Here is a 25,228-nt window from a genome sequence, read left to right on the forward strand (position 1 = left end):
ACAAACCGGCATGAAGATTTGATGACAATCGCCCTCGCCGCCGACATGGGGCAAAATGCGGCAATCCATGGGCGACGCCCCATCTTGAAACGGAAAAGACATATGGTTGAGCGAGGCTCCGGCGTTGCCGTCTGGCGACAGATAGGCGAACAATTGGCCGAAGACATCCGGGCCAAGCGCTATCCGGCCGGCGAGCAGATGCCGCCCGAACCCGAGCTGGCGGCGCGCTTCGGCGTCAACCGCCACACCATCCGCCGCGCCATGTCCGAACTGGAACAGCTGGGGCTGGTGCGCATCGAGCAAGGCCGGGGCACGTTCGTGCAGGAGCACGCCATCGATTACGCCATCGGCCGGCGCACGCGCTTTTCCGAAAACCTGCGCAGCCAGGGGCTGGACGGCCATGTCGACATGCTCGACAGCCAGACGCTGCGCGCCCCCGACATCGCCCGCCACCTCGGCCTGGCGCGCAATGCGCCGCTGCTGCGGGTGGCCCTGATCGGCCGCGCCGAACTGGGCCGCCGCGAATACCGGCCCGTCAGCGTCTCCGAGCACTATCTGGACGCCAGACGCTTTCCCGGCTTTGCTGAAGCCTTGCAGGCCCAGCGCTCGATCTCCAAGGTCTATGCGCATTTCGGCATACAGGACTACACGCGCCAGTGGTCGCGCGTCACGGCCGTCCTGCCCACGGCCGAGACGGCGCGCCAGCTGGGCCAGCCCAAGACCCGGCCCATTCTGCAGGTCGAAGCCCTGAACGCCGACGCCGAGGGCCTGCCCTTGCAGTACGGCCTCACCCGCTTTGCCGGCGACTGGGTGCAGATCCTGATCGACGAAACCGCCTGACCGCCTCCAGGCCGCCGCGATTCGTCTAGACATCTGCTTGTCATGATGGCGGCGTAGCTTGGCGGGCATGGACCCACACACCGCCCCCCACCCGCCGCTGGCCGGCATACGCGGCCGCCGCGTGCTCACCCCTTCCGGGCTGGCCGAGACCGCCCTGTCGTTTGACGCCGAGGGCCTGCTGTCGTCCGACGAAGGCGGCGGCGCCTGGCTGGACGCCGGCGGCCTGCTGGTCCTGCCCGGCATCGTCGATCTGCATGGCGACGCCTTCGAGCGCGCCATCATGCCGCGTCCGCGCGTCTCCTTTCCCTACGAGAACGCGCTCTACGACGTCGACCGCCAACTGCTCGCCCAGGGCATCACGACGGAGTTCCACGGCGTAACGCTGTCATGGGAGGGCGGCCTGCGGGGCGCCGCCTATGCCGAGCGCATGTTCGATGCGCTGGCGCGCGTGCGCGGACAGCTGGGCTCGCGGCATTGCGTGCACCTGCGCTTCGAGACGCATCATATTGACGGCCTGGAACTGGCCCAGCGCTGGATACAGGACGGCAAGGTGCAGTTCCTGGCCTTGAACGATCACCTGCCCGGCATGGCCAGGCGGCTGGGCGACGAACGCAAGCTGATGCAGTATGCCGACCGCGCCGAGTGCGACATCGATGCTTTCCGCGGCCGTATTCGCGCCGCCATGTCGCGCAGCGGCGAAGTGGCCGGCGCCATGCGCCAGCTGGTGCATAGCGCGCGGCAGGCCGGGCTGGCCGTCGCCTCGCACGATGATCCGGACTGCGCCACGCGCCGCTATTACCATCAGCTGGGCTGCGCGGTCGCCGAGTTTCCGCTGGACGAAGCCGCCGCCCGCCTGGCGCGCGACCTCGGCAATTCGGTGGTTTTCGGCGCGCCCAATGTCGTGCGCGGCGGCAGCCATACCGGCGCGCCCAACGCCGCGGAGATGGTGCGCCAGGGCCTGTGCGATGTGCTGACCTCGGATTACTACTATCCGGCGCCGCTGGCCGCCGCGCTGCGGCTGGCGCAAGACCACGGCCTGGCCCGCGCCTGGGACCTGGTGTCCCGCAATCCCGCCCGAGCGGCCGGCCTCGCCGACCGGGGTCAGCTGCGGCCCGGCCTGCGCGCCGACCTCATCGTCGTGGACGACAGCATCCCGGGCCTGCCCCGCTTGCGGGCCGCCGTGGTCGACGGCCAACTGCGCTACGCCACCCACGCCCTGCAAGCCCAGCCCTCGCTTCTGGCGGCCTGAGCGCCATGCCGGCCGCCTATCGTTATGCCCTCTATCTGGCGCCCGCCGGCCCCTGGCGGGAGTTGGGACGGCAATGGCTGGGCCGCTGCCCGGACCTGGGACAGGACTTGCCCAGCCCTGCCCCGGCCGCCTGGGTGCGCGCGCCGCGCCACTATGGCCTGCACGCCACGCTCAAAGCGCCTTTCCGCCTCGCCGCCCACGCCCGTCCCGAGACCCTGGACGACATGGCGCGCCGGATCGCGCGCCGCCACCGCCCCTTCGAGCTGCCGCTGGCGCTTACGCGCCTGCGCGGCTTTCTGGCGTGGTGCGTGCCGCCCTGGGCGCGGGCCGCCCGGCAATCCATCGACGCCCTGGCCGCAAGCGCGCTGCGCGGCGCCGACGGCCTGCGCGCGCCCCTGAACGAGGCCGAACTGGCTCGTCGCCTGGCCGCGCCGCTGTCCGGCGCGCAAAAAGCCATGCTGACCCGCTGGGGCTATCCCTATGCACTGGACACCTTTACCTTCCACATCACGCTGACCGGCTCGCTGGACGCGCGGGAACTGGATCAGGCGCGGGCCGAGCTGGCCCGGCAGAGCCGGGCCTGGTCTTCGCAAGCCATGCCGGTCCATGCCCTGAGCGTCTATGTGCAGCCCGAGCCGGGCGCGGACTTCCTCGTGGCGCGCCATTATGGCTTTGACGGCGCCTGCGCCGATGGCGCGGGCGCGGCCTGGCTGTCCTCGACATGAAGGGCCGCGGCCTGATCTATCTCATGGGCCCATCGGGCAGCGGCAAGGACACCCTGCTGCGGCTGCTGCCCGGCTTGCTGCCGCCGCAGGCCCGCGTGCGCATCGCGCAACGCTGCATCACGCGCCAGGCGCGCGACGAAGCCTCCTGCTATCTGCCGGCCGACGCCTTCGACCATCGCGCCGCGCGCGGCGAGTTCGCCCTGCACTGGAAGAGCCATGGGCTGGCCTACGGCATCGGCATCGAGATCGACGATTGGCTGGCCATGGGCGAGAAGGTCGTCGTCAATGGCTCGCGCGCCTACCTGCGAGAGGCCCATGCCCGCTATCCCGGCCTGACCGCCGTGAGCATCACGGTGCAGGCCGAACTGCTGGCCCGGCGGCTGCGCATGCGCGGCCGGGAGAGCGAGACCGAGATCCAGGCCCGGCTGGCCCGTGCCCAGGCGCCCTTCGCGCTGCCGGCGCGCTGCCGCCATGTCGACATCGCCAACAATGCCGCCCCCGCCCTGGCCGCCCTGGCCCTGGCGCGCGTGATCGCCAGCGCCTGAACATAAAAAAGTGGCGCGCCCCGCCAGGGCCGCGCCACGTCAAAGGCCGCGCCGCAAGGGCGCGGCAGTGCTTGCGTCACATCAGACCAGCATGGCGCGGATGCGCGCCGACACCAGGTCGATCGCGGCCACGAAGGCGATGATGATGATCATGATGGCGCAGGTCTCGGCATAGCGGAAACTGCGGATGATCTCCCACAGCAGCGTGCCGATGCCCCCGGCGCCCACGATGCCGACCACCGAGGCCGAACGCACATTGGACTCAAAACGGTAGAGCGACAAGGAAATCCACAGCGGCAGGACTTGCGGGATGACCCCGTAGACCACCTCTTCGACGGCATTGGCGCCCGTGGCCCGCACACCCTCGACCGGGCGCGGATCGATGGCCTCGACCGCCTCGGAGAACAGCTTGGCCAGCACGCCCGTGGTGTGGACCCACAGCGCCAGCACTCCCGCGAAAGGCCCCAGGCCCACCGCCACGATGAAGAGCATGGCGAACACCATCTCGTTGATCGCCCGGCAAGCATCCATGAGCCGGCGCAGCGGCTGGTAGACCCAGACCGGCGCGATATTGGCCGAACACAGCAGTCCCAGGGGCACCGCCGCCAGGACCGCCAGGAAAGTCCCCCAGACGGCGATCTGCACCGTCACCACCATCTCATCGAGATACTGGCGCCAGTCGCGGAAATCCGGCGGGAAGAAGTCGGCGGCGAAGCTGGCCATATTGCCGGCGTCGCGCAAGAGGTCGAGCGGGCGCATGTCGGCGCCCTTCCAGGACAGAGTCAGGATGGCCAGCGCGACGGCCCAGGCCAGCATGGCGGGCAGGCAGGCGCGCGGCCCCGGATGGGGGATGGCAGGCGTGACGGCGGTGCTCATGGGGCGTCCCGCTTACTGCGCGGCCTGCTTCTGCAGGGCCGCCAGCTTGCCGTCCAGTTCGGCCACGCGCTTGCCGCGGTCGGCCTCGCTCATATTGGCATCGGCCTGCACGCGCGCCTTCTCCTTGGCGTACTCCAGCTGGCGGATGGGGATGAGTTGTTGGTTGTCCGAGGCGCGGAAGCCCTTATAGGTCAGATCCTTGAGCACTTCCTGTTCGCGGGCGGCGTCCTTGCCCTTGCCGTAATTGACGAAGAAGTCGCGCAGCCTGGTCTTCATGTCGGCCGGCAGATCCGAGCGCCACACGATGGGATCGGCGGGAATCAGCGGCGACTTCCAGAGCACGCGCACGCTTTCGGCGGCGTCCTTGCCAGTGGCGATGCGATAGCGCTCCAGGGCCTCGGTATTGGCCACGGCGACATCGACCTGTTTGTTGATGACCGACAGCAGATTGGTTTCGTGGTTGGCCACGCGCACATTCTTGAACAGCGTCTTGGGATCGACCTTGTTGGCGGCCCACAGGTAGTAGCCCGGCACCAGGTTGCCCGAGGTCGAATTGGGGTCTCCCGTGCCGAAGCTCAGGTTCTTGCCGTTCTTGATGATGTCTTCGACGCTGTTGTAGGGGCTGGCCTTGTTGACCAGCAGCACCGACCAATAGCCCGGGTTGCCGTCTTTGTCGATGACCGAGGCGAACACCTCGCCCTGGGCGCGGTCCACGGCCTCCATGGCGGATTTGTTGCCATACCAGGCCAGCTGCACCTTGTTAAAGCGCATGCCTTCGATGATGCCGGCATAGTCGGAGGCGAAGAAGGGCTTGACCGGCACGCCCACGGCCTTGGACAAATCCTCGATCAGGGGTTGCCAGGCGGACTTCAGATTGCTCGACGACTCGGTCGAGATGATGCCGAAATTCAGCGTCTTGACGTCTTGGGCCTGGGCGGCGCCGGCCACGGCGGCCGAGGCCAACAGGATGCAGAAGGTTCTGCGCAGCATGATGGTGTCGCTCCAGAGATGAGCAGGTAGGAAAAAACGGAAGGCGGCGCTTCAGGCCGCGAGCGCCAGTTCGGCCGCCCGCTGCGGCTCGTCGCGGGGCGGCAGCAGATCGGCAAGCTCGGTGCCGTAAAGGGCCTGCAACATGGCCGGCGTCAGCGCCTGGGCCGGGCCGTCGTACACGACCTGGCCCTGGCGCAGGGCCACCACGCGCGGGCAATACCGCATGGCGACATCGACCTGGTGCAAGGACACGACCACGGCCACGCCTTGCTCGCGGTTGATGCCGGCCAGGGTGTCCATGACGCGGCGCGAAGACTCGGGATCCAGCGACGCGATGGGCTCGTCGGCCAGGATGACGCGGGCGTTCTGCACCAGCGTGCGGGCGATGGCCGCGCGCTGCTGCTGGCCGCCGGACAGCGTGGAGGCGCGCTGGAAAGCATGTTCATGGATGCCGACACGCGCCAGGGCCTGCAGGCCGATGCCGATCTCATCGCGGCGGAAAAGGCGCAGCAGGCTGCGCCACAGGGGCAGGCGCGGCAACATGCCGGTCAGCACATTGACGATGACGGGCAATCGGCCCACCAGGTTGAACTGTTGGAAGACAAAGCCGATGCCGGCCCGGGCGCCGCGCACGCGGCGGCTGATGCGGCCATCGGCCTGGATGGGCTCGCCATAGACCGCCACCCGGCCGCTGTCGGCCGCCACGAAACCAGCGACATGGCGCAGCAAGGTCGACTTGCCCGAACCGGAAGCGCCCAGCAGGGCGACCATTTCGCCCGGCGCCACGCGCAGGCTCACGGCGTCCAGGGCGCGCGTGCCGGACTTGAAGGATTTGGAGAGGCGGTCCACCTCGATGGCGTACTGGGTCATGGTTCTATCCCCTTGGTGATCCATGCCGGGGATTCTGGGCGGCCTCAATGACCGCCTGATGACGTCCTGCGCGCGCAGATGCCGCGAAAAAAGGGCCATTGAGGCCTTTTGACATCAAACCGTCATATTTGGGGCGATATGACGCAGCGATTTAAGGGTTTGTGCTAGGCATAGCGTGGTATCCGCGCTACAATCGGGACAGTCTTATCCACAGGGTCTGGCCGGGCTCACCAATAGACCGCCTTCGCGATCTCCCTCCCCAGGCCCCGCGGGCTGCGGCTTACCGCTACCCGCAGCTTCTTCCGGCAAGCCCGCTTGCCGCGACCAAGCCGCGCTTGACCGCGCACATTGCCCTCGCGGCGTGAGTACCCGCCTGATCCAGCCCCTCGGGGCCGGCCCGTACCCGTGCCAGTCGCGGCGCCTTCGCGCCGCACTGCTCTCTTGCGCTGGGCGTTTGGCGCATGCCCAGGCATGCGCGCACTGAAAAAGGAGTCTATACATGGCGAAAGAAGAACTCATCGAGCTGCAAGGCGTCGTCGACGAAGTGCTGCCCGACAGCCGTTATCGCGTCACCCTGGACAACGGTGTCGAAGTGGGCGCCTACGCCTCGGGCCGCATGCGCAAGCACCGCATCCGCATCCTGGCCGGCGACCGCGTCACCCTGGAAATGTCCCCCTACGACCTGACCAAGGGCCGTATCAACTTCCGTCACAAAGACGAGCGCCCCTCCTCGGCCCCCTCGCGTCCGATGGTGCGCCGCTGACGATCCCTGGGCGCTAGGACGGGAACTAGGCCGATTCACGGCCTGTCCTGGCGCGATCGCCGCGGCCGCCGGCATGGGAAAATCGCGGCATGAGCACCCCAAGTCCCGATCCCGCGCTACGCCAGGCCGCCGACCGCCTGGCCCGGGCCCGGCGCGCGCACGAACATGGCGAACGCGGCCTGGCCCTGCTGCTGCAATCGCGCGAAAACTTCATCAACAGCCTGCGTAACACCGGGCTGAACTACGCCCAGGCCAAAACCAAATTCGACATCTGCCTGGAACAACAACGCGACCTCCAAAAACGCATCACGCGGGAACTGGAGTATGCGCAGCGTAGTTATTCTCTTTGTGTGTCAGACACCAGCAAGGCGTGACCTAGGCGTGCCGGCAACGCGGCACGTGTGTGCGACACCGACTGACCTATTTGATAAAGATCCCCGGATCCACCCGCACATCATTCAAGCTGACGTTCCAGTGCAGATGGGGGCCGGTGGCGCGGCCGGTGGCGCCGACCTTGGCGACGATGGCGCCGCGGGCCACGTCGTCGCCCAGTTTGACGTCGATGGCCGAGAGGTGGGCGAACATGCTGACCAGGCCCTGTCCATGGTCGATGAAGAGGGTCTTGCCATTGAAGAAGTAATCGCCGACCAGCACCACTTTGCCGGCGGCCGGCGCCCTGACCGGGGTGCCGGCCGGCACGGCGAAGTCCAGGCCGGAATGCGGATTGCGCTCTTCGCCGTTGAAGAAACGCCGCAGCCCGAAGGGGCTGGACAGCCGGCCGCCCTGCACGGGGCGGTCCAGGATCACATTGCTGGGCGTGACCTCGGCGCGGAAGGCGGCGTAGGCGGCGTTCTGCGCGGCCAGTTCGCGCTGGATGCGCTTCATGTCCTCGGGATTGGGATTGACCTGGCGCGGGTTCTTCAGCGTGATGTGCTGGGCGGCATATTCCTTGCCCCGCACGGTGAAGGCCATCTCGCGCGCGCGCCCATCCTGGCTGACCGACAGCGTCTGCGGGCCGGGAGGCACTTTCAGGCCGATGCCGACCACGGCTACCCAGGCATTGTCGCTATCGCGCACCACCAGCACCGGACGGCCCTGGAAGCGGGCGCCAGGCGCTTGCGGCGCGGCGCCCAGGCCGATCACGGCGACGCCGCCGGGCACGGGCTGGTGCAGGCGGCGGGCGATGTAGCCGCGCGCCTGCGCCAGCGCGGCCGCCTGCGGCCAGGCCGACAGCGCCGCCGCCATGCCGGCGGCCAGGAAAACCCGCCGCCTCACAGGCAGAGATTGGCCGACTCGGCCAGGGGCTGGGCGCGCTGCGGCAGGCGCGAGGCCAGCCGCACATCGGTCTTGCCGCGGTAGGTGCTGGCGCTGAGCACGCTTTCCACGCCCACGGCGCCTTCGACGACCAGCTCCAGGCCGTCACGCAACGGCTGCTGCTTGAAAGCCACGCCCTGCCCCTTCCAGGCCGCGCTCACGCACTGGACGTAGTCCTGGGCGCTGCGTTGCGTGGAGCCATAGAACAAGGGATCCAGGGAACGGATGTCCTTGGCGGTCACGCAGGCGGCCAGGGGCGCGGCAAGCGCGAGGATGAGGGCAAGACGGATTTTCATGACAGATTCCAGACAGCAAAAAACTGCGCCCAACTATACCGCAGGGGCCAGGATCAGGCCTGAGCGGGGCGCTGCGCGGACTTGGGCCTAAAGGCCTTGACGATCTCGCCGCGCGTCTCGATATAGGGCCCGCCGATGAGGTCGATGCAATACGGCACGGCGGCGAAAATGCCGGGCACGCGCACCGCGCCGTTCTCGTCCTTCAGGCCTTCCAGCGTCTCGCGTATGGCCTTGGGCTGGCCCGGCAGGTTCAGGATCAGGGCCGCATGGCTGGCCGTCTCGCGCAGCACGCCCACCTGGCGCGACAGGATGGCGGTGGGCACGAACTGCAGGCTGATCTGGCGCATCTGTTCGCCAAAGCCGGGCATCTCGCGCGTGGCCACCGCCAGGGTGGCCTCGGGCGTGACGTCGCGCCGGGCCGGCCCGGTGCCGCCGGTGGTCAGCACCAGGTCGCAGCCGGCCTGGTCCACCAGCTCGGTCAAGGCCGCCGAAATCGCGGCGCGGTCATCGGCCACCAGGCGCTCGACCGCCTGCCAGGGGGAGGCCAGCGCCTGGCCCAGCCATTCGCGCAGGGCGGGCAGGCCCTGGTCGGCGTATACGCCGGCGCTGGCCCGGTCGGAGACCGATACCAGGCCGACGATGAGCGCGTCGGGATGGCCGCGGGTAATGGGGGTCATGGTTGTCACGGAGTATCCAGGGAAAACAGCGGGGCTTGGCCCGGAACGCAAAATGCTACCGCAAGGCCGCCAGCCTCGGGGACACGTCACAAATCTGCAATAATCTCGGGACTCCACATCGGCTCGCACCCATGCTCGATCTCTTTTCCGGCCTGGACCTCTGGATAGGTCTCAGCCTTGTTCTGGCCCTCACTTTTGTACTCGCCTTCGAATTCATCAACGGTTTCCACGACACGGCCAACGCCGTGGCCACCGTCATCTACACCAAGGCCATGCCGCCGCATCTGGCGGTAGTGCTCTCCGGCATATTCAACTTCCTCGGCGTGCTGCTCGGCGGCGTGGGCGTGGCCTACGCCATCGTGCATCTGCTGCCGGTGGAACTGCTCATCAATGTCGACACCGGGCGCGGCCTGGTCATGGTCTACGCCATGCTGGCCTCGGCCATCGCCTGGAACCTCGGCACCTGGTATTTCGGCATCCCGGCCTCCAGCTCGCACACCCTGATCGGCTCCATCCTGGGCGTGGGCCTGGCCAACGCCCTGCTCACCGACATGCCCCTGGGCGCCGGCGTGAACTGGGGCAAGGCCGTCGATATCGGCCTGTCGCTGCTGGTCTCCCCCGTGGCGGGCTTTCTGGTCGCCGGCGGCGTGCTGATCCTGCTCAAGCGCATCTTTCCGCTGTCCAAGATGCACAAGACCCCCGAACAGCGCCGCGCCCTGGACGCCAAGAAGCATCCCCCCTTCTGGAACCGCCTGGTGCTCGTGCTCTCGGCCATGGGCGTGAGCTTTGTGCATGGCTCCAACGATGGCCAGAAAGGCATCGGGCTCATCATGCTGGTCCTGATCGGCATCGTGCCGGCCAAGTTCGTGCTGGACGTCAACGCCACCACCTACCAGATCGACCGCACCCGCGACGCGGCCTCCCACCTGTCGGCCTTTTATGAACGCAATGCCGCCACCCTGGGCGATTACCTGGCGCTGTCGCGCGGCGGCAAGGGCAGCGACCTGCCCGCCAATTTCCGCTGCGATCCGCAGCTGACCACGGCGACCATCGACGCGCTGCAGACCCGCCTGAAGGGCGTGCACGATTACGCCCAGCTGCCGCCGGCCGACCGCGTGGCGGTGCGCCGCTACCTGCTCTGTCTGGATGACACCGCCAAGAAAGTCCTGGCCGGGCAGAACCTCGATGCGCGCGAACGCACCGACCTGCAGCGCCTGCGCGGCGACCTCACCGCCACCACCGAGTACGCCCCCCTGTGGGTCATCGTGGCGGTGGCGCTGGCCCTGGGCACGGGCACCATGGTCGGCTGGCGCCGCGTGGTCCTGACCGTGGGCGAAAAAATCGGCAAGCAGGGCATGACCTATGCCCAGGGCATGGCGGCCCAGGTGACCGCCGTGGGCGCCATCGGCCTGGCCAATGTCTTCAGCCTGCCGGTCTCCACCACCCATGTGCTGTCCTCGGGAGTGGCGGGCACCATGGTCGCCAACCGCAGCGGCCTGCAAGGCAGCACGGTGCGCAACATCCTGCTGGCCTGGGTGCTGACCCTGCCCGCCTCCATGCTGCTGGCCGCCAGCCTGTACTGGATCGGCATCATGATCGTGGGCTGACGGCAAGGAGTAATATCTCTCCATGTCCGCTCCTGTCCTGCACTACATCTATGACCCGCTTTGCGGCTGGTGCTACGGCGCCAGCCCGCTGGTCGACGCCGCGCGCGCCATCGAGGGGCTGCGCATCGAGCCCCATGGCGGCGGCATGATGATGGGCGGCAACCGGCGCCCTGTCAGCGAAGCCTTGCGCAACTACGTCATGCCGCATGACGAACGCATCGCGGCCATGACGGGCCAGGTGTTCGGGCCGGATTATTTCGACGGCCTGCTGCGCGACACGACGGCCGTGTTCGACTCCGCGCCGCCGACCACGGCGGTGCTGGCCGCCGCCGAACTGGGCGGGCAGGACGCCGCGCTGGACATGCTCAAGCGCATCCAGACCGCCCACTATGTCCAGGGCAAGCGGGTGGCGGACCTGGAGGTGCTGGCCGCCCTGGCCAGCGAGATCGGCCTGGCCGCGGGCGAATTCACCATACGCTGGGAACAGCTGACCGGCGCCGCCCTGCACGCCCATATCGCCGACAGCCGCGCCCTGCTGGAGCGGCTGGGGGGCACGGGCTTCCCGACCTTCGCCTTGCAGACCGTGCATGGTTACACCGTCCTGGAGCCCGGCCGCTATCTCGGCCGCCCCGCCGAATGGCAGCATATGCTGCGCACCCGCATCGCGGCCGCGCAGCCCTGAGCGCCGTCTCGCCTTACGCCAGCGGCCCGCCGTCGCGCTGCAAGGCGCGGTGCAGGGCCGGCCGGTCGGCCAGGCGCTCGATATAGCTCGCAAAAGGCTCGGTCTCGGGCATGGCGCCCACGCGCGTCAGGTACTGGATCGAACCGCCCAGCACCACGTCCACCGCGCTGAACGCCTCGCCCAGCAGATAGGGGTGGGCGTGCAGCCGGTGGCTGAGCACCGTGAGCACTTCATCGATCGACGCCCAGCCAAAGGGCCCGGGCTCGTTCTCGATCTTGCGCACGCCGTCGGCGATGGCCGGCTCGAACACCCCGGTCGAATACGCCAGCCAGCTCAGGTAGGGCCCGCGCAGCGGATCGCCGGCCAGCGGGCCCAGCCCCCGGTCGGGAAAGAGATCCGTGAGATAGAGGGCGATGGCGGGCGTCTCGAACACCGGCACGCCGTCATGGACCAGGGCGGGCACCTTGCCATGCGGATGGATCTGCCGATAGCTGGCGGGCGCCGGTTCGCCCTGGCCGCGCCGGCGGATGGTCACGTTCTGGATGGCATAGGACACGCCAAGTTCTTCGAGCAGCCACAGCACGCGGAAGGAACGCGATTGCGGCGCATGATAGAGCGTCAACATGGGCAGGATCTCCTGGGAGGGCGCGCCACGCGCGCCTGCCTGCCCATTGTGCCCCCAGGCGCCGTTCAGCCCAAGCCCGCCAGCATGGCCCCATAGACGATCAGCCCCGCGATGACCGCCACGCCGCTGTTGCCCGACAGCCGGGCGGCCAGCGCCGTCACGGCCAGCCCGGCCAGATAAGGCAGGAGGGCGGCGACGCGCTGCTCGCCCCAGAGATCCGGCACGATGACGGCCGCCGCGATGGCGGCCAGCAGCGCCGGCCCCAGGGCCGACAGCGCCGAGCCCTCTTCGGACAGCTTGCGCAGCAGGCGGTTGCGCGAAGACAGCATGAAAGGCAGGCCGCGCGTGAGATAGGTGATCACGGCCATGGCCAGCACCGCCACCCAGAAATCCAGGCCGCCCGTCATGCCTGCTCCTTGCGGAAAGCCAGGCAGCCGGCCAGGGCGCCCAGCAGGATGCCCAAGGTGCCGTGGCCGGCCGCGGTCAGCAGCGCGCTCACGCCAAACCCCGCGGCCAGCGGCAGCAGCAGGCCGCGCCTGACCGTCTGGCAGACCAGCGCCAGGAACAGCGCCGGCAAGGCAAAACGCATGACCTGGGACAACACGGGATAGTGCTGCTCCAGGCTGTCGCCGGCGAACACGCCCACGGCCGTGCCGGCGATCCAGGTCAGCCAGGCGCCCAGGCCCAGGGCCGTCATCCAGCGCGCGCGCTGCGCGGGGCTGACCTCGCCCAGCTGCTGCAGCGCGGTGGCGAAGACCTCGTCAGTCAGCAGAAAGGCCAGGCGCAGCCGCGTGCGCAGGGAGTCGGGCAGCAGACGGCCCAGGATGGGGCCATAGAGCAGATGGCGGGCATTGAGCAGCGAGCACAGCGCCACCACCCAAAGCCAGGGCGTGCCCGACTTGATGGACGCCAGCAGCAGGAACTGGCTGGCGCCGGCATAGACCAGGACCGATATCAGGATGACCTGGTAGGGGGCCAGGCCCACGCCGGTCGCGGCGATGCCGAAGGCCACCGCCACCGGGAAATACCCGATCATCACGGGCAGGCAGGCTCTTGCGCCCGCCGCGGCGCCCGAGGGCGCCGGCACAGCATCGGATTTCATGGGTTTGCAGCGTGTCGAAACCCGTATTGTAAGGACCGCGCCGGCCTCAATTGCCCAGGCCCAGGGCGCGCAGCTGTCCTTTGAGGCGGCGGATCTCCTGGCTCAGGTCCAGGATGAGCGCGGCGGCGTCCAGGCCGGCGCCGAAATCGCGCTCCAGCCGGCGCGCGTCCATGGCCCGGCGCAGGTCGGTGCTCTCGAAACGCCAGGCCGCCGGATGGCTGCCATGCGCGGCCACGATGCCGACCTCGACCAGGCGGGCGACCCATTCGACCTCGGCTTCACAGGCTCGCGCCAGATCCTCGGCGGTCAGGGGGTCCGTGGGGCAAACGATAGTGGTATGGGTGACGGTGATGGATGTCATCTTCAGACCCCCAGATTGCGGCGTGGATTGAACGGCAATTGTTCAGCCAGCGTTTTGTAGGCCTGGCGCGCCGCGTCAGTATCGGCCGGCGGCAAGACCAGGTCCAGCACAAGATACAAATCCCCCGGCGGATCGCCCGGGATGCCGCGTCCGCGCAACCTCAGCTTGCGGCCGTTGCGGGATCCGGCCGGCACCGACACCTCCAGCGTCCCGCCGGGCGTGGGCACCTGGATGGAAGCGCCCAGGGCGGCCTCCCAGGGGGCGATGGGCAGGTCCATGTAGAGGTCGCGGCCTTCGGCGCGGTAGCGCGCATGGGGCCGGAAGCGGATTTCGAGGTAGAGGTCGCCCGCCTCGCCGCCGCCATAACCAGGCTGGCCCTGGCCGGCCAGGCGGATGAACTGCCCCTCGCGCACCCCGGCCGGGATATTGACGCTCAGGGTGCGGCTGCGGATCTGCGGCTGCCCATGGGCGTCGGGCTGCATGGAGCGCAGGCTGATCTCGCGCGTGGCGCCGTGCAGGGCATCGTCGATGTCGACTTCGATGGCCGCGTGCTGGTCTTCGCCGCGCGCGCGGAAATGCTCCTGCTGGGCCCGGCGGCGCTGCTGGCCGCCGAACAGCGCCGAAAAGAAATCGCTGAAATGCGGGTCGCCCTCGCCGTCGGGCTGATAATGGAATTCAAAGCCCTGGTCCCAGCCCGGCGGCGGCTGGAAGCCCCCATCGGGCGACACGCCGGCGGCGAGATTGTCGTAGGCCTGGCGCTTTTCCTTGTCGCGCAGCACATCGTAGGCTTCGTTGACATCGCGCATGCGCGTTTCGGCATCGCTCTCCTTGCTGACGTCGGGATGGTATTTGCGGGCCAGCTTGCGGTAGGCGCGGCGGATGTCGTCTTCGGAGGCGGAGCTTTCCACGCCAAGAATCTTGTAATAGTCCTTGAACTCCATATTCCGGCTCTCTTCCATAAAGAAGTGCCCCAGGGTGGAACCCGGAGGGGGATCGGCGGCCTGATTCCGGCACGGCGCTTGCAGCCGGCGCTGGAGGCAGGGCGTGCGACTTTTACAAGATAGGGGTTATCGGCGGGATTTTCAATCGCGCCGGCCGCGCACGGCATAATCACGGATTCTTGATCCACATGCGCCGAGATTGCCGTGATCGCCATCACCCAAGCCGATTTCCAAGACCCCGCCCATGCCCAGGCCGTGCTCGACCTGCTGGACGAGTATGCCCGCGACCCCATGGGCGGCGGCGAGCCGCTGTCGGCCCATGCGCGGGCGAACCTCATCCCCGAGCTGGCGCGCCGCCCCGCCGCGCGCGCCCTCATTGCCTGGGCGGACGGCCAGCCGGCGGGGCTGGCCATCACCTTCGAAGGTTTTTCGACCTTCGCCTGCCAGCCGCTGCTGAACCTGCACGACTTCATGGTGTCGTCGCGCTTTCGCGGCCAGGGCATCGCGCTGCGGCTGCTGGGCGCGCTGGACGAGCTGGCGCGCGGCCTGGGCTGCTGCAAGATCACGCTCGAAGTCCTCGAAGGCAACGACGCCGCGCGCGCCCTCTACCGCAAGGCCGGCTATGAAGGCTATGCCCTGCAGGAAGCCACCGGCCGGGCCCAGTTCTGGCAAAAAAAGCTCGCCGCCTGACCCTCCCCTCCCAGACCAGGATCCCGCCCATGAAAATGCACGACATCCCCTTCGGCGTCACCGACTGGAGCCAGGTGCCCCCGACAGAACATCCCGGCGACAGCGGCAAGGCCATCTGGCGCACCCGCCAATTCGGCGACATCCGGGTACGCATGGTCGAGTACACGCCGGGCTATCTGGCCGACCACTGGTGCAGCAAAGGCCACATCCTCTTCTGTCTGGAGGGCGAGCTGCACACCGAGCTCGAAGACGGGCGGCGCTTCGTGCTGACCCCCGGCACCAGCTACCAGGTGGCCGACCAGGCCGAAGCCCACCGCTCCTCGGCCCCGGCCGGCGCGCGGCTCTTCATCGTCGATTGAGGCCCCCGCGCCACAGGCCCGATGACCCGGCGCGGCGCATGCGCTACCCTTGAAGCAGGCCGCGACGCCGGAGACCTCCGTTGAACCCTGCACTGACGCTTTATCTCGATTCGAACTTTCTCAGCCCCTATGCCATGTCCACGCACGTGGCCCTGAGCGAGAAGAGCCTGCCGTTCGAAATCCGGCTGGTGGATCTGGCCGCCTGTGAGCAATTCATGGCGCCCTACGCGCAACGCGCGCCCACCTGCCGCGTCCCCGCCCTGTCGCACGAAGGTTTCCACCTCACCGAATCCAGCGCCATCGAGGAATACCTCGAAGACGCCTTTCCGCCGCCGCGCTATCCCGCGCTCTACCCGACCGACACCCGGGACCGCGCGCGGGCGCGCCAGCTGCAGGCCTGGCTGCGCAGCGATCTCCTGGCCCTGCGCCAGGAACGCCCGACCGAAAACGTCTTTTATGCCGAGGCCGCCACGCCCCTGAGCGATGCCGCGATGCCCGCCATGGGCAAGCTGCTGCGCGTGGCCGAGCTGCTGCTCAAGCCCGGGCAGCGCGGACTATTCGGCGATTGGTCCATCGCCGACACCGAGCTGGCGCTGATGCTCAAGCGCCTGACGCGCGCCGAACTGCCGGACTGGCTGGCCGACTATGCCGATCATCAATGGCAAAGGCCCTCGGTCCAGCAATGGCTGCGCCACAACCAGGATGCGCGCAACTGACAGGGAGAGCGGGCATGCAGCTGCTGGACCACGTTTCCATTGCCGTGCCCGACCTGGCCTTGGCCCGTCCCTTTTATCACGCCATCATGGATGCGCTGAACGCGCGCGTCGTCTACGACGACGCCGACCGCATCGGCTATGGGCAACGCAACCGTCCCGGCGATGACGGCCATAGCTATCTGACCCTGCTGCAAAGCCCGCAGGCCCGCCCCGACGCCGGGCGCCACTGGTGCTTCCGGGCGCCCAGCCGCCTGGCCGTGGAGCGTTTCCATGCGGCCGCGCTGGCCCACGGCGGCCGGGATGACGGCCCGCCCGGCCTGCGGGTCCACTACCATCCGCACTACTACGCGGCCTTTGTCCTGGACCCGGCCGGTCATCGCCTCGAAGCTGTTTGCCATGGATTAGATTAGGATCAAACCGCCATTGTTGCGGCGCAGCATATGTTTGCGGTGTAATGGGCCTATCCCCCCTCCCGGGGAGCCGGCCACAAGCCGATCTAGCAGGAGACCGCCATGGCAGTTACGGGCACCGCCCCCCAGTCCCATTCCACCGGCACCCCCGCAGGCGCAAAGGGCAACCCTTATGCGGCACTATTTTCTTCCTGGCCTGCCATCCCCGGCCTGTCGGCCGACACCCTGAAGGCCCTGCCGGGCCCCGCCCTCTTGCATGCCGCCTACGCCTACGGCGTGGATGCCTGGCAGCGCGGCGTGCTCTATACCGACGTCATGCGCCAGCGCGGCAACCAATACCTGGTCCACATGGCCAAGCGCGAGCCCAATGTGCTGATCATGGACGCCGAAGTGCTGCTCGACGGCCGCGAGTTCGAGCGCCCGGTCAACTACATGCTGCTGCGCATCGTGCCGCCGGCCGATACGCCGGCCGACCCCGAAAAACGCCCCTTCCTGGTCGTGGACCCGCGCGCCGGCCACGGCCCCGGCATCGGCGGCTTCAAGTCGGAAAGCGAGATCGGCGTGGCCGTGCGCGCCGGCCACCCCTGCTATTTCGCCTCCTTCCTGCCGCAGCCCACGCCCACCCAGACGGTCGAGGACGTCATGCGCGCCGAGGCGCGCTTCCTCGAGGAAATCATTGCCCGCCATCCGGATGCCGAAGGCAAGCCGGTGGTGGTGGCCAATTGCCAGGCCGGCTGGCAGATCATGATGACGGCGGCCATGCGTCCGGAACTCTTCGGCCCCATCATCGTGGCCGGCGCCCCGCTGTCTTACTGGGCCGGCTGGCGCGGCAAGAATCCCATGCGTTACTCGGGCGGCCTGCTGGGCGGCTCCTGGCTCACCGAACTGACCAGCGACGTGGGCAACGGCAAATTCGACGGCGCCTGGCTGGTGCAGAACTTCGAGAACCTCAATCCGGCCAACACGCTCTGGAGCAAGCAATACAACCTCTACGCCAAAGTCGACACCGAGGCCCCGCGCTACCTCGAATTTGAAAAATGGTGGGGCGGCCACGTCTTCCTGAACGCCCCGGAGATCCAATACATCGTCGACAATCTGTTCGTCGGCAACCGGCTGGCGACCGCCGGCCTGGTGACCTCCGACGGCATTCGCATCGATCTACGCAACATCCGCTCGCCCATCATCGTCTTCTGCTCCAAGGGCGACAACATCACGCCGCCGCCCCAGGCCCTGGGCTGGATCACCGACCTCTACCAAGACGACAAGGAAGTCATCGCCCACGGCCAGACCATCGTCTACGCGGTGCACGAAAGCGTCGGCCACCTGGGCATCTTCGTGTCGGGCAGCGTGGCCCGCAAGGAGCACCAGGAGTTCACCAGCAATATCGACATGATCGATATCCTGCCGCCCGGCATCTACCAGACAGAGATCGCCGACAAGACGCCGCAGACGGCCAACGCCGAGCTGGCTCATGGCAACTATGTGCTCTCCTTTGCCCGCCGCAACCTGGACGACGTGCGCGAGATCGTGCAGCGCATCGAGGAGGACGACCGGCGCTTCGCCGCCGTGGCGCGCATCTCCGACATCAACCTGGGGATGTACCGCAGCTTCCTGCGCCCCTGGATACAGGCCGGGGTGACGCCGCAATCGGCCGAATGGACGCAGCGCCTGCATCCCCTGCGCCTGCCCTACGAACTGATTTCCGACCGCAATCCGGCCATCGCCCCCATCGCCCAGGTGGCCGAACAGGTGCGCGAGAACCGCGAGCCGGTCGCCCCCGACAACCCCTTCCTCGTGGCCCAGCAAATGATCTCGCAGGCCATCGTCGCGGGCCTGGAGATCTTCACCGAATTGCGCGACGCCGCCGTCGAGCGCAGCTTCATGAACATCTACGGCTCGCCGCTGGTGCAGGACTGGGCCGGCCTGGGCGCGCGGCCCGGCGCGCCGCGCAAACACCCCGGCGTCTCGCCCGAGCACCTGGACTTCATGCGCGCGCGCCACGCCGAACTGCGCGCCCTCATCAACCGGGGCGGCGCCCGCGAAGCGGCCATCCGCATGCTGCTGGCCGTCTCCGGCGCCGGCGGCGGACTGGACGAGCGCAGCTACGCCATGATCCGCCAACTGCGCGCCGATTCCGAGACCAGCATCGCCCTGCAGGACTTCAAGGACACCGTGCGCGACCAGGCCCTGCTCATGCTGATGGACGGCCCGGCCGCCGTGCGGGCCATCCCCAAACTGCTGGAAAATGTCCCTGCCGACGGCATCCGCCTGACACTGGCCACCATGCGCCACATCGTCGAAGCCGCGCAGCCGCTGTCGCCGCGCGCCCAGGATGCGCTCCAGGAAATGGAACGCCTGTTTGAGACGGCGGAGCGCCGCGCGCGCCGGCGCGAGGGCGATCATCCGCAAGACATCGCCCAGCTGCCGCTGATCGATGCCTTCAGCGCCACCAAGGTCGGCCGCGCGGCCCTGCAGGCCTCGGGCCTGGACCTGCCGGCCAAGCGCCGTCTCAGCCGTCTGGACGACAAGCCGGCGGCCAGGAAAACCGCCAAAAAAACCGCCGCCAAAAAGGCCGCGCCGGCGGCCGCCCGCAAGACCGCCCGCAAGACCGCGCGCAAGACAGCCGAGACCGCCCCGTCCAAGGCCGGCGCGCGCAAGCGCGGCTGAACACCGGAGACAGACCATGAGCGACACCCATGCCCCGCACTACGAACGCCTGATCGAACGCGCGCGGCAGTTGCCGGCCGCCACCTGCGCCATCGCCCACCCCTGCGACGAGGCCTCGCTGGGCTCGGCGCTGGAGGCCGCGCGCCTGGGCCTGCTGGCGCCCATCCTGGTCGGCCCCCAGCGCAAGATCCGCGAAGTGGCCGAGCACTGCGGGCTGGATCTCACCTCGATCGAGATCGTCGATACGCCGCACAGCCATGCCTCGGCCGCCGCGGCGGTCGAGCGCGTGCGCTGCGGCCAGGCCTCGCTGCTCATGAAGGGCAGCCTGCACACCGATGAACTCATGCACGAGGTCGTGGCGCGCGACACCGGCCTGCGCACCGGCCGGCGCATCAGCCACGCCTTCATCATGGACGTCCCCACCTATCCCGAGCCGCTGTTCATCACCGACGCGGCCATCAACATCTTCCCCGACCTCGAAACCAAGGCCGACATCATCCGCAACGTGATCGAGCTGCACCTGGGCCTGGGCCTGGGCACGCCGCGCGTGGCCATTCTGTCGGCCGTCGAGCAGGTCATGCCCTCCATCCCCGGCACCATCGAGGCCGCGGCCCTATGCAAAATGGCCGACCGCGGCCAGATCGTGGGCGGGGTGCTGGACGGGCCGCTGGCGCTGGACAACGCCATCAGCCCCGAGGCGGCCAAGGTCAAGGGCATCGTCTCGCCGGTCGCCGGCCGCGCCCAGGTGCTGGTCGTGCCCGACCTGGAGGCGGGCAATATGCTGGCCAAGAACCTCACTTTCCTGGCCGGCGCCGACGCCGCCGGCATCGTGCTGGGCGCGCGCGTGCCCATCATCCTGACCAGCCGCGCCGACAGCGCGCGCTCGCGCCTGGCCTCCTGCGCGGTGGCCATGATCTACGCCCACCACCTGGCCCGCACGGCCCCCCTGCTGTGAGCCCGCCGATGAACCGCCAAGACACCATCCTCGTCATCAACGCCGGCAGTTCCAGCATCAAGTTCTATCTCTATGGCGTCGGCGCCGAGCGCGAGCTCAGTCCGCTGCTGGGCGGCCAGCTCGAAGGCATAGGCACGCCGCGCCCGCGCCTGCGGGTGCGCGATGCGCAGGGCCAGACCATGACGGAGCGCCACATCAATCCCGGACACGCCGCCAATGTGCGCGATGCCCAGGAAGTCGTGGGCACCTGGCTCAGCGGCCACCTGAGCGGTTCGCCCATGGCCGTCGGCCATCGCGTGGTGCATGGCGGCCCCGACCTGCATGCGCCCGTGCGGGTCGATGACGCCATCATCGAAAAGCTGCAGACCTACCACTCCCTGGCCCCCCTGCACCAGGCCAACAACCTGGCGCCCATCCAGGTCATCCGCGAACGGCTGCCTGACCTGCCGCAGGTGGCCTGCTTCGACACCGCCTTTCACCGCACGCACTCGGCCGTGGCGGACCGCTATGCCGTGCCCGAGTCCTTGTACCAGGAGGGCGTGCGCCGCTACGGTTTCCATGGCCTGTCCTACGAATACGTGGCCCAGCGCCTCGAGCGCGTCCTGCCCGAGCTCCGGGGCGGCAAGATCGTGGCCGCCCACCTCGGCTCGGGCGTGTCGGCCTGCGCCATGGTCGACGGCAAGAGCGTGGACAGCACCATGGGCTTTACCGCGCTCGAAGGCCTGCCCATGGGCACGCGCCCCGGCCGCCTGGATCCCGGCATCGTGCTGTGGCTGATGGAGCGCGGCATGAGCCACGACGACATCCAGCACTTCCTCTACCACGACTGCGGCCTGAAGGGCCTGTCGGGCATCGGCAACGACATGCGCGAGCTGGAGGCCAGCGAGGCGCCGGCCGCCCGCATGGCGCTGGACTACTTCGCCTGGCGCGTGGCCGAGGGCATGATAGGCCTGGGCTGCGCCATGAACGGCATCGACGCCATCATCTTCACCGCCGGCATTGGCGAAAACTCCCCCGGCATGCGCGCGCGCATCGCCCGCCACTGGGAGTGGCTGGGCATACGCATCGATGCCGAGCGCAATGCCCGGCATGGGCCGCGCATCAGCACCGAAGACAGCAAGACGGGCGTCTATGTCGTGCGCACCAATGAAGAACTCATCATTGCCCAGCACACGCTGGACCTGGTGGCTCCGCGATGAATGCCCTGGCCGGAAAGCGCGGTCTGGTGACCGGCATCGCCAACGACAACTCCATCGCCTGGGGCTGCGCCAAGGCCTTCCGGGCCATGGGCGCCGAACTGGCCGTCACCTATCTGAACGACAAGGCGCGTGTCCATGTCGAACCCCTGGCGCGCCAGGTCGACGCCGCCCTGCTCTTGCCGCTGGACCTGAACCAGCCCGGCCAGCTCGAAGCCGTGTTCGAGCGCATCGCGGCCGAATGGGGCGAGCTGGATTTCGTGCTGCACGCCATCGCCTATGCGCCGCTGGCCGATCTGCAAGGCCGCGTGACCGACTGCTCGCGCCAGGGCTTTCTCACGGCCATGGACATTTCCTGCTGGTCCTTCATCCGCATGGCCCACCTGGCCGAGCCCCTGATGCCCGGCGGCGGCACGCTGTTCTGCATGAGCTATTACGGCTCCGAAATGGTGGTCGAAAACTACAACATGATGGGGCCGGTCAAGGCCGCGCTGGAGTCGGCCACGCGCTACCTGGCCGCCGAACTCGGCCCGCAAGGCATACGGGTGCACGCCATCTCGCCCGGCCCCTTGAAGACACGCGCCGCCTCGGGCATCAGCGGCTTTGAGCAGCTGCTCTACAAGGCCCAGGACAAGGCGCCCATCCGCAGCCTGGTGGATATCGACGATGTGGGCGAGGCCACGGCCTGGCTGGCCACCGACGCGGCGCGCCGCATGACCGGCCAGACGCTGTACATCGACGGCGGCTATCACATCATCGACTGAGCCCGGCCTCAGACGGGCGCCGCGCGCCGCTCGATGGCGGCCACGGCCTGCTCCACGCTGATAAAGACCTGGTCCTGGCCCACGGCCTCGATCAGGCCGGAGCGCTCCATGGCGATGCGGAACATGCCATGGCCGCCGGCGATCATCATGACGGTGTCGCGGGCGTCCAGCTCGCGCTTGAGCGTGAACAAGGCCTCGACCGCGTCGGCATCGGCGTGCGTCATGGCCTCGGCATCCAGCACGAACCACTTGGCCTGGCCGGCCAGCGCGACCACGTCGCGGGCGCGGCGCCGGAAGGCGTCGGCATTGAAGAACCAGATGGACGATTCAAACAGCCAGATGACCGTCTCCGGCACCGGCTCGGCGGTGGGATTCAGGTGCAGCTTGCACAGGGCATGGTCGCCCGGCAGGCGGCCCAGCAGCGCATCGCGCGGATTGGCCGTGACATACATGACGTACATCAGGGTGGCGGTCACCGCCGTGATAACCCCGCCCAGCACGCCGAAGGCCACCACGCCCACCGCGGCCAGGATGGCGAAGGCCAGCTCGGCGCGCGAGATGCGCGCCAGCTGCACGAAGGCGTCCCACTGGAAGAGATGCAAGGCGGCAAACAGCAGGATGGCGGCCAGGGCGGCCTGGGGCAGCCAATAGAGCAGGCCCGTGGCCAGGCTCACCACCACGCCCAGGGTCAGGGCGGCCGCCACGCTGGCCAGGGGCGAGCTGGCCCCCGCCGCGAGGCTCACCGCCGTGCGCGAATCCGCGCCGGTCACGACAAAGCCCTGGAACAGGCCGGAAGCCAGATTGGCCGCGCCAAAGCCCACCAGCTCGCGGTTGGGCTCGACCTCCTCCCCGCTGACGGTGGCAAAGCTGCGCGCCGTGACGATGCCGCTGGAAAAGCTCACCAGCAGCACGCCGCCCGCGCCCAGCACAAGGCCCGGCACATTGCGGAAATCATCCGGCAGCCTGAGGCTGGGCAGGCCCGCCGGGATGTCGCCCACCACGGCAATGCCGTTGCCGGGAAAATCCAGCAGCCAGGACAACGCGCAGGTCGCGCCCACCAGGAGGATGGCCCCGGGCCAGCGCGGCCGCCAGACACGCTGCGCGGCCAGCGCGGCGCAGCACAGGATGCCCAGGGCCAGGGTGGGCAGGTGGGCCTGGGTCAAGAGGCGCGTGACGGCCTCGAAAGGCCGCAACAGATCGGCCGGGCGCGGCCCGGCGCCGGTCAGCGTGCCCAGCTGCGACCAGGCCAGCGTGACGGCCACGCCGGCCATATAGCCCACCAGCACCGGACGCGACAGCAGATTGGCCAGCACGCCCAGGCGGAACAGGCGCGCCAGCAGGCAGCCCAGGCCCACGACGACCGCCATGCCGGCGGCCGCGGCCAGGCGCGCCTCCGGTTCGACGATGGACAGGCCGGTCAGGGTGGCCGCGATCAGGGTGCAGGTCGCCGTGTCGGGCCCGACGATCAGCGTGCGCGAGGTGCCGAAGAAGGCATAGGCCAGCATGCCGGCGATCGCCGCCCACAGGCCGCTGGCCGCGGGCAGGCCCATCATGGTGGCGTAGGCCAGGCCCACGGGCAGCGCCACGGCCGCCACGCTCAGTCCGGCCAGCAAGTCCTGGCGCGCGGAGCCGGCGGTGATACCGCGCCACTTCGCAAGGCTGGGGCCGAAAAAAGATTTCAGATTCATCGACGGCGTCGGAAACGGAAAGCCAGTGCAAAGACATCGGGGCCTGGCCGCTCGCGCGGTCCAGGCCCCGATATTACCCCCGGCGGAGCCGGGACTGCGCGAATCAGGCCGCGCGTTCCTCGAGCACGGCCACCGCCGGCAGGGACTTGCCTTCCAGGAACTCCAGGAAGGCCCCGCCGCCGGTGGAGATATAGCCCACCTTGTCGCCGATCTGGTACTTGGCGATGGCGGCCAGCGTATCGCCGCCGCCGGCGATCGAGAAGCCCTCGGAATCGGCGATGGCCTGGGCCACCACCTTGGTGCCGTTGGCGAACTGGTCGAACTCGAACACGCCCACCGGGCCGTTCCAGACGATGGTGCCGGCCTGCTTGAGGATATCGGCCAGGGTCTGGGCGGTCTGCGGACCGATGTCCAGGATCATGTCGTCCTCGGCCACGTCGGCCGCCGCCTTGACGGTGGCCTGGGCGTCGGCGCCGAAGGACTTGGCGCACACGACGTCGGTCGGGATAGGCACGGCCGCGCCGCGCTTGGCCATGATGTCGATGACCGCGCGCGCCTCGGCGACCTGCTCGGGTTCGGCCAGCGACTTGCCGATCGGCAGGCCGGCGGCCAGCATGAAGGTATTGGCGATGCCGCCGCCGACGACCAGCTGATCGACCTTGCCGGCCAGGGCCTGCAGGATGGACAGCTTGGTCGAGACCTTGGAGCCGCCGACAATGGCCACCAGCGGACGCTTGGGATCATGCAGGGCGCGGCCCAGGGCGTCGAGTTCGGCCTCAAGCAGCGGGCCGGCGCAGGCGATGGGCGCGAAACGCGCGATGCCGTGCGTCGTGGCCTCGGCGCGGTGCGCGGTGCCGAAGGCGTCGTTGACATAGACGTCGCACAGCGCGGCCATCTTGCGCGACAGCGCCTCGTCATCCTTTTTCTCGCCCACGTTGACGCGGCAGTTCTCCAGCAGCACCACGCTGCCCGGCTCGACCTGCACGCCATCGACCCAGTTCTGCCGCAGCGGCACCGGCATGCCCAGCAGCTCGGACAGGCGCTGGGCCACGCGGGCCAGCGAATCCGCCTCGGTGAGCACGCCTTCCTTGGGACGTCCCAGATGCGAGGTGACCATCACCGCCGCGCCGGCGTCCAGGCCCAGGCGGATGCCGGGCACCGAGGCGCGGATGCGGGTGTCTTCGCTGATGCGGCCGGCATCGTCGAAAGGCACGTTGAGGTCGGCGCGGATAAAAACGCGCTTGCCGGCCAGCTTGCCTTCCTTGGCCAGCGCGGAAAGAGTGTTCACTTTGGACATGTTGTCTTCCTTTTTCATGAGCT

29 protein-coding genes are annotated in these 25,228 nt (G+C 68.6%); 16 read left to right on the forward strand and 13 right to left on the reverse strand.

Translation table 11 applies throughout. From position 1 onward, the window contains the following. Positions 1–102 precede the first annotated feature (102 nt). From phnF to phnN, 4 genes are all read left to right on the forward strand, one after another. On the forward strand, positions 103–840 hold the full coding sequence (phnF, locus tag L540_RS16480; protein WP_043210848.1) for a phosphonate metabolism transcriptional regulator PhnF: 738 nt from the start codon (positions 103–105) through the stop codon (positions 838–840). 67 nt (positions 841–907) lie between these two features. Continuing rightward, the gene (locus tag L540_RS16485) at positions 908–2,089 is read left to right on the forward strand and encodes an alpha-D-ribose 1-methylphosphonate 5-triphosphate diphosphatase (RefSeq protein WP_043211168.1); all 1,182 of its coding nucleotides are present in this window, start codon (positions 908–910) and stop codon (positions 2,087–2,089) included. Positions 2,090–2,094: 5 nt separating this feature from the next. Beyond that, positions 2,095–2,814: a DUF1045 domain-containing protein gene (locus L540_RS16490; RefSeq protein WP_043210846.1), complete on the forward strand. Its 720-nt coding sequence runs from the start codon at positions 2,095–2,097 to the stop codon at positions 2,812–2,814. After that, positions 2,811–3,359, forward strand: coding sequence for a phosphonate metabolism protein/1,5-bisphosphokinase (PRPP-forming) PhnN (phnN, locus tag L540_RS16495; RefSeq protein WP_043210844.1), 549 nt, complete (start codon positions 2,811–2,813; stop codon positions 3,357–3,359). Before L540_RS16490 ends, phnN begins: the two co-directional genes overlap by 4 nt. Positions 3,360–3,440: 81 nt before the next feature. Here phnN and phnE read toward each other — a convergent pair whose 3' ends face one another. The 3 genes from phnE to phnC are packed head-to-tail and all read right to left on the reverse strand — an operon-like array spanning position 3,441 to position 6,095. Next, positions 3,441–4,235, reverse strand: coding sequence for a phosphonate ABC transporter, permease protein PhnE (gene phnE, locus L540_RS16500; RefSeq protein WP_043210841.1), 795 nt, complete (start codon positions 4,233–4,235; stop codon positions 3,441–3,443). 12 nt (positions 4,236–4,247) lie between these two features. Then, positions 4,248–5,225 carry a phosphonate ABC transporter substrate-binding protein gene (phnD, locus tag L540_RS16505; protein WP_043210839.1) on the reverse strand — a complete coding sequence of 326 codons (978 nt, stop codon included), beginning with the start codon at positions 5,223–5,225 and terminating at the stop codon, positions 4,248–4,250. A gap of 51 nt (positions 5,226–5,276) precedes the next feature. Next, positions 5,277–6,095, reverse strand: coding sequence for a phosphonate ABC transporter ATP-binding protein (gene phnC / locus L540_RS16510; RefSeq protein WP_043210837.1), 819 nt, complete (start codon positions 6,093–6,095; stop codon positions 5,277–5,279). 499 nt (positions 6,096–6,594) lie between these two features. Here phnC and infA point away from each other — a divergent pair, with 499 nt between their 5' ends. Continuing rightward, positions 6,595–6,858, forward strand: coding sequence for a translation initiation factor IF-1 (infA, locus tag L540_RS16515; protein WP_043210835.1), 264 nt, complete (start codon positions 6,595–6,597; stop codon positions 6,856–6,858). An 89-nt stretch (positions 6,859–6,947) separates the two neighbouring features. Next, positions 6,948–7,232 (forward strand): hypothetical protein, encoded by a 285-nt coding sequence (locus L540_RS16520; RefSeq protein WP_043210833.1) that lies wholly within the window; start codon positions 6,948–6,950, stop codon positions 7,230–7,232. Positions 7,233–7,278: 46 nt separating this feature from the next. Here the strand turns inward: L540_RS16520 and L540_RS16525 are convergent, their stop codons facing one another. Genes L540_RS16525 through mog form a run of 3 tightly spaced genes read right to left on the reverse strand, consistent with a single transcriptional unit; the run spans position 7,279 to position 9,154 of the window. After that, positions 7,279–8,139: a peptidoglycan DD-metalloendopeptidase family protein gene (locus L540_RS16525; RefSeq protein WP_372432924.1), complete on the reverse strand. Its 861-nt coding sequence runs from the start codon at positions 8,137–8,139 to the stop codon at positions 7,279–7,281. Beyond that, on the reverse strand, positions 8,130–8,468 hold the full coding sequence (locus L540_RS16530) for a hypothetical protein (RefSeq protein WP_043210828.1): 339 nt from the start codon (positions 8,466–8,468) through the stop codon (positions 8,130–8,132). Before L540_RS16530 ends, L540_RS16525 begins: the two co-directional genes overlap by 10 nt. A 53-nt stretch (positions 8,469–8,521) precedes the next feature. Further along, a complete protein-coding gene (mog, locus tag L540_RS16535; protein WP_372432923.1) occupies positions 8,522–9,154 on the reverse strand; it encodes a molybdopterin adenylyltransferase in 633 nt (210 codons plus the stop codon). A 122-nt stretch (positions 9,155–9,276) separates the two neighbouring features. Between mog and L540_RS16540 the strand changes: the two genes are divergently transcribed. Both L540_RS16540 and L540_RS16545 read left to right on the forward strand, forming a co-directional pair. Then, positions 9,277–10,752: an inorganic phosphate transporter gene (locus tag L540_RS16540; protein WP_043210823.1), complete on the forward strand. Its 1,476-nt coding sequence runs from the start codon at positions 9,277–9,279 to the stop codon at positions 10,750–10,752. A 22-nt stretch (positions 10,753–10,774) separates the two neighbouring features. Next, positions 10,775–11,434, forward strand: coding sequence for a DsbA family protein (locus L540_RS16545; RefSeq protein WP_043210821.1), 660 nt, complete (start codon positions 10,775–10,777; stop codon positions 11,432–11,434). Between the two features lie 13 nt (positions 11,435–11,447). On the opposite strand, the gene L540_RS16550 is transcribed toward L540_RS16545, so the two are convergent. The 5 genes from L540_RS16550 to L540_RS16570 all read right to left on the reverse strand — a co-directional run bounded on the left by L540_RS16550 (position 11,448) and on the right by L540_RS16570 (position 14,463). Continuing rightward, positions 11,448–12,059 carry a glutathione S-transferase family protein gene (locus tag L540_RS16550; RefSeq protein ID WP_043210819.1) on the reverse strand — a complete coding sequence of 204 codons (612 nt, stop codon included), beginning with the start codon at positions 12,057–12,059 and terminating at the stop codon, positions 11,448–11,450. A gap of 65 nt (positions 12,060–12,124) precedes the next feature. Beyond that, the gene (locus tag L540_RS16555) at positions 12,125–12,466 is read right to left on the reverse strand and encodes an AzlD domain-containing protein (RefSeq protein WP_043210817.1); all 342 of its coding nucleotides are present in this window, start codon (positions 12,464–12,466) and stop codon (positions 12,125–12,127) included. Continuing rightward, positions 12,463–13,161, reverse strand: a complete 699-nt coding sequence (locus L540_RS16560) for an AzlC family ABC transporter permease (RefSeq protein WP_043210815.1) — start codon at positions 13,159–13,161, stop codon at positions 12,463–12,465. Before L540_RS16560 ends, L540_RS16555 begins: the two co-directional genes overlap by 4 nt. Positions 13,162–13,207: 46 nt before the next feature. Continuing rightward, entirely contained in the window at positions 13,208–13,522 is a 315-nt protein-coding gene (locus tag L540_RS16565; RefSeq protein WP_043210813.1) for a chaperone modulator CbpM, read from the reverse strand. Between the two features lie 2 nt (positions 13,523–13,524). After that, positions 13,525–14,463, reverse strand: coding sequence for a DnaJ C-terminal domain-containing protein (locus tag L540_RS16570; protein WP_043211165.1), 939 nt, complete (start codon positions 14,461–14,463; stop codon positions 13,525–13,527). 204 nt (positions 14,464–14,667) lie between these two features. Between L540_RS16570 and L540_RS16575 the strand changes: the two genes are divergently transcribed. From L540_RS16575 to fabI, 8 genes are all read left to right on the forward strand, one after another. Further along, positions 14,668–15,153, forward strand: coding sequence for a GNAT family N-acetyltransferase (locus L540_RS16575; RefSeq protein WP_043210811.1), 486 nt, complete (start codon positions 14,668–14,670; stop codon positions 15,151–15,153). Positions 15,154–15,182: 29 nt separating this feature from the next. Beyond that, the gene (locus L540_RS16580; RefSeq protein WP_043210808.1) at positions 15,183–15,512 is read left to right on the forward strand and encodes a DHCW motif cupin fold protein; all 330 of its coding nucleotides are present in this window, start codon (positions 15,183–15,185) and stop codon (positions 15,510–15,512) included. An 80-nt stretch (positions 15,513–15,592) separates the two neighbouring features. Next, on the forward strand, positions 15,593–16,228 hold the full coding sequence (gene yfcF / locus L540_RS16585; protein ID WP_043210806.1) for a glutathione transferase: 636 nt from the start codon (positions 15,593–15,595) through the stop codon (positions 16,226–16,228). A 14-nt stretch (positions 16,229–16,242) separates the two neighbouring features. After that, the gene (locus L540_RS16590) at positions 16,243–16,638 is read left to right on the forward strand and encodes a VOC family protein (RefSeq protein WP_043210804.1); all 396 of its coding nucleotides are present in this window, start codon (positions 16,243–16,245) and stop codon (positions 16,636–16,638) included. 102 nt (positions 16,639–16,740) lie between these two features. After that, positions 16,741–19,305: a DUF3141 domain-containing protein gene (locus tag L540_RS16595; RefSeq protein WP_082149670.1), complete on the forward strand. Its 2,565-nt coding sequence runs from the start codon at positions 16,741–16,743 to the stop codon at positions 19,303–19,305. 16 nt (positions 19,306–19,321) lie between these two features. Further along, positions 19,322–20,260, forward strand: coding sequence for a phosphate acetyltransferase (locus tag L540_RS16600; RefSeq protein ID WP_043210802.1), 939 nt, complete (start codon positions 19,322–19,324; stop codon positions 20,258–20,260). 8 nt (positions 20,261–20,268) lie between these two features. Next, positions 20,269–21,459, forward strand: a complete 1,191-nt coding sequence (locus tag L540_RS16605; protein ID WP_043210799.1) for an acetate/propionate family kinase — start codon at positions 20,269–20,271, stop codon at positions 21,457–21,459. Further along, positions 21,456–22,220, forward strand: coding sequence for an enoyl-ACP reductase FabI (fabI, locus tag L540_RS16610; protein WP_043210795.1), 765 nt, complete (start codon positions 21,456–21,458; stop codon positions 22,218–22,220). Before L540_RS16605 ends, fabI begins: the two co-directional genes overlap by 4 nt. 8 nt (positions 22,221–22,228) lie before the next feature. Here the strand turns inward: fabI and L540_RS16615 are convergent, their stop codons facing one another. Beyond that, the gene (locus L540_RS16615) at positions 22,229–23,908 is read right to left on the reverse strand and encodes a SulP family inorganic anion transporter (protein WP_197085663.1); all 1,680 of its coding nucleotides are present in this window, start codon (positions 23,906–23,908) and stop codon (positions 22,229–22,231) included. A gap of 103 nt (positions 23,909–24,011) precedes the next feature. Beyond that, positions 24,012–25,205 (reverse strand): phosphoglycerate kinase, encoded by a 1,194-nt coding sequence (locus L540_RS16620; protein WP_043211159.1) that lies wholly within the window; start codon positions 25,203–25,205, stop codon positions 24,012–24,014. Positions 25,206–25,228: the final 23 nt, after the last annotated feature.

It is taken from the genome of Bordetella pseudohinzii (assembly GCF_000657795.2).
Lineage (GTDB): Bacteria > Pseudomonadota > Gammaproteobacteria > Burkholderiales > Burkholderiaceae_B > Bordetella > Bordetella pseudohinzii.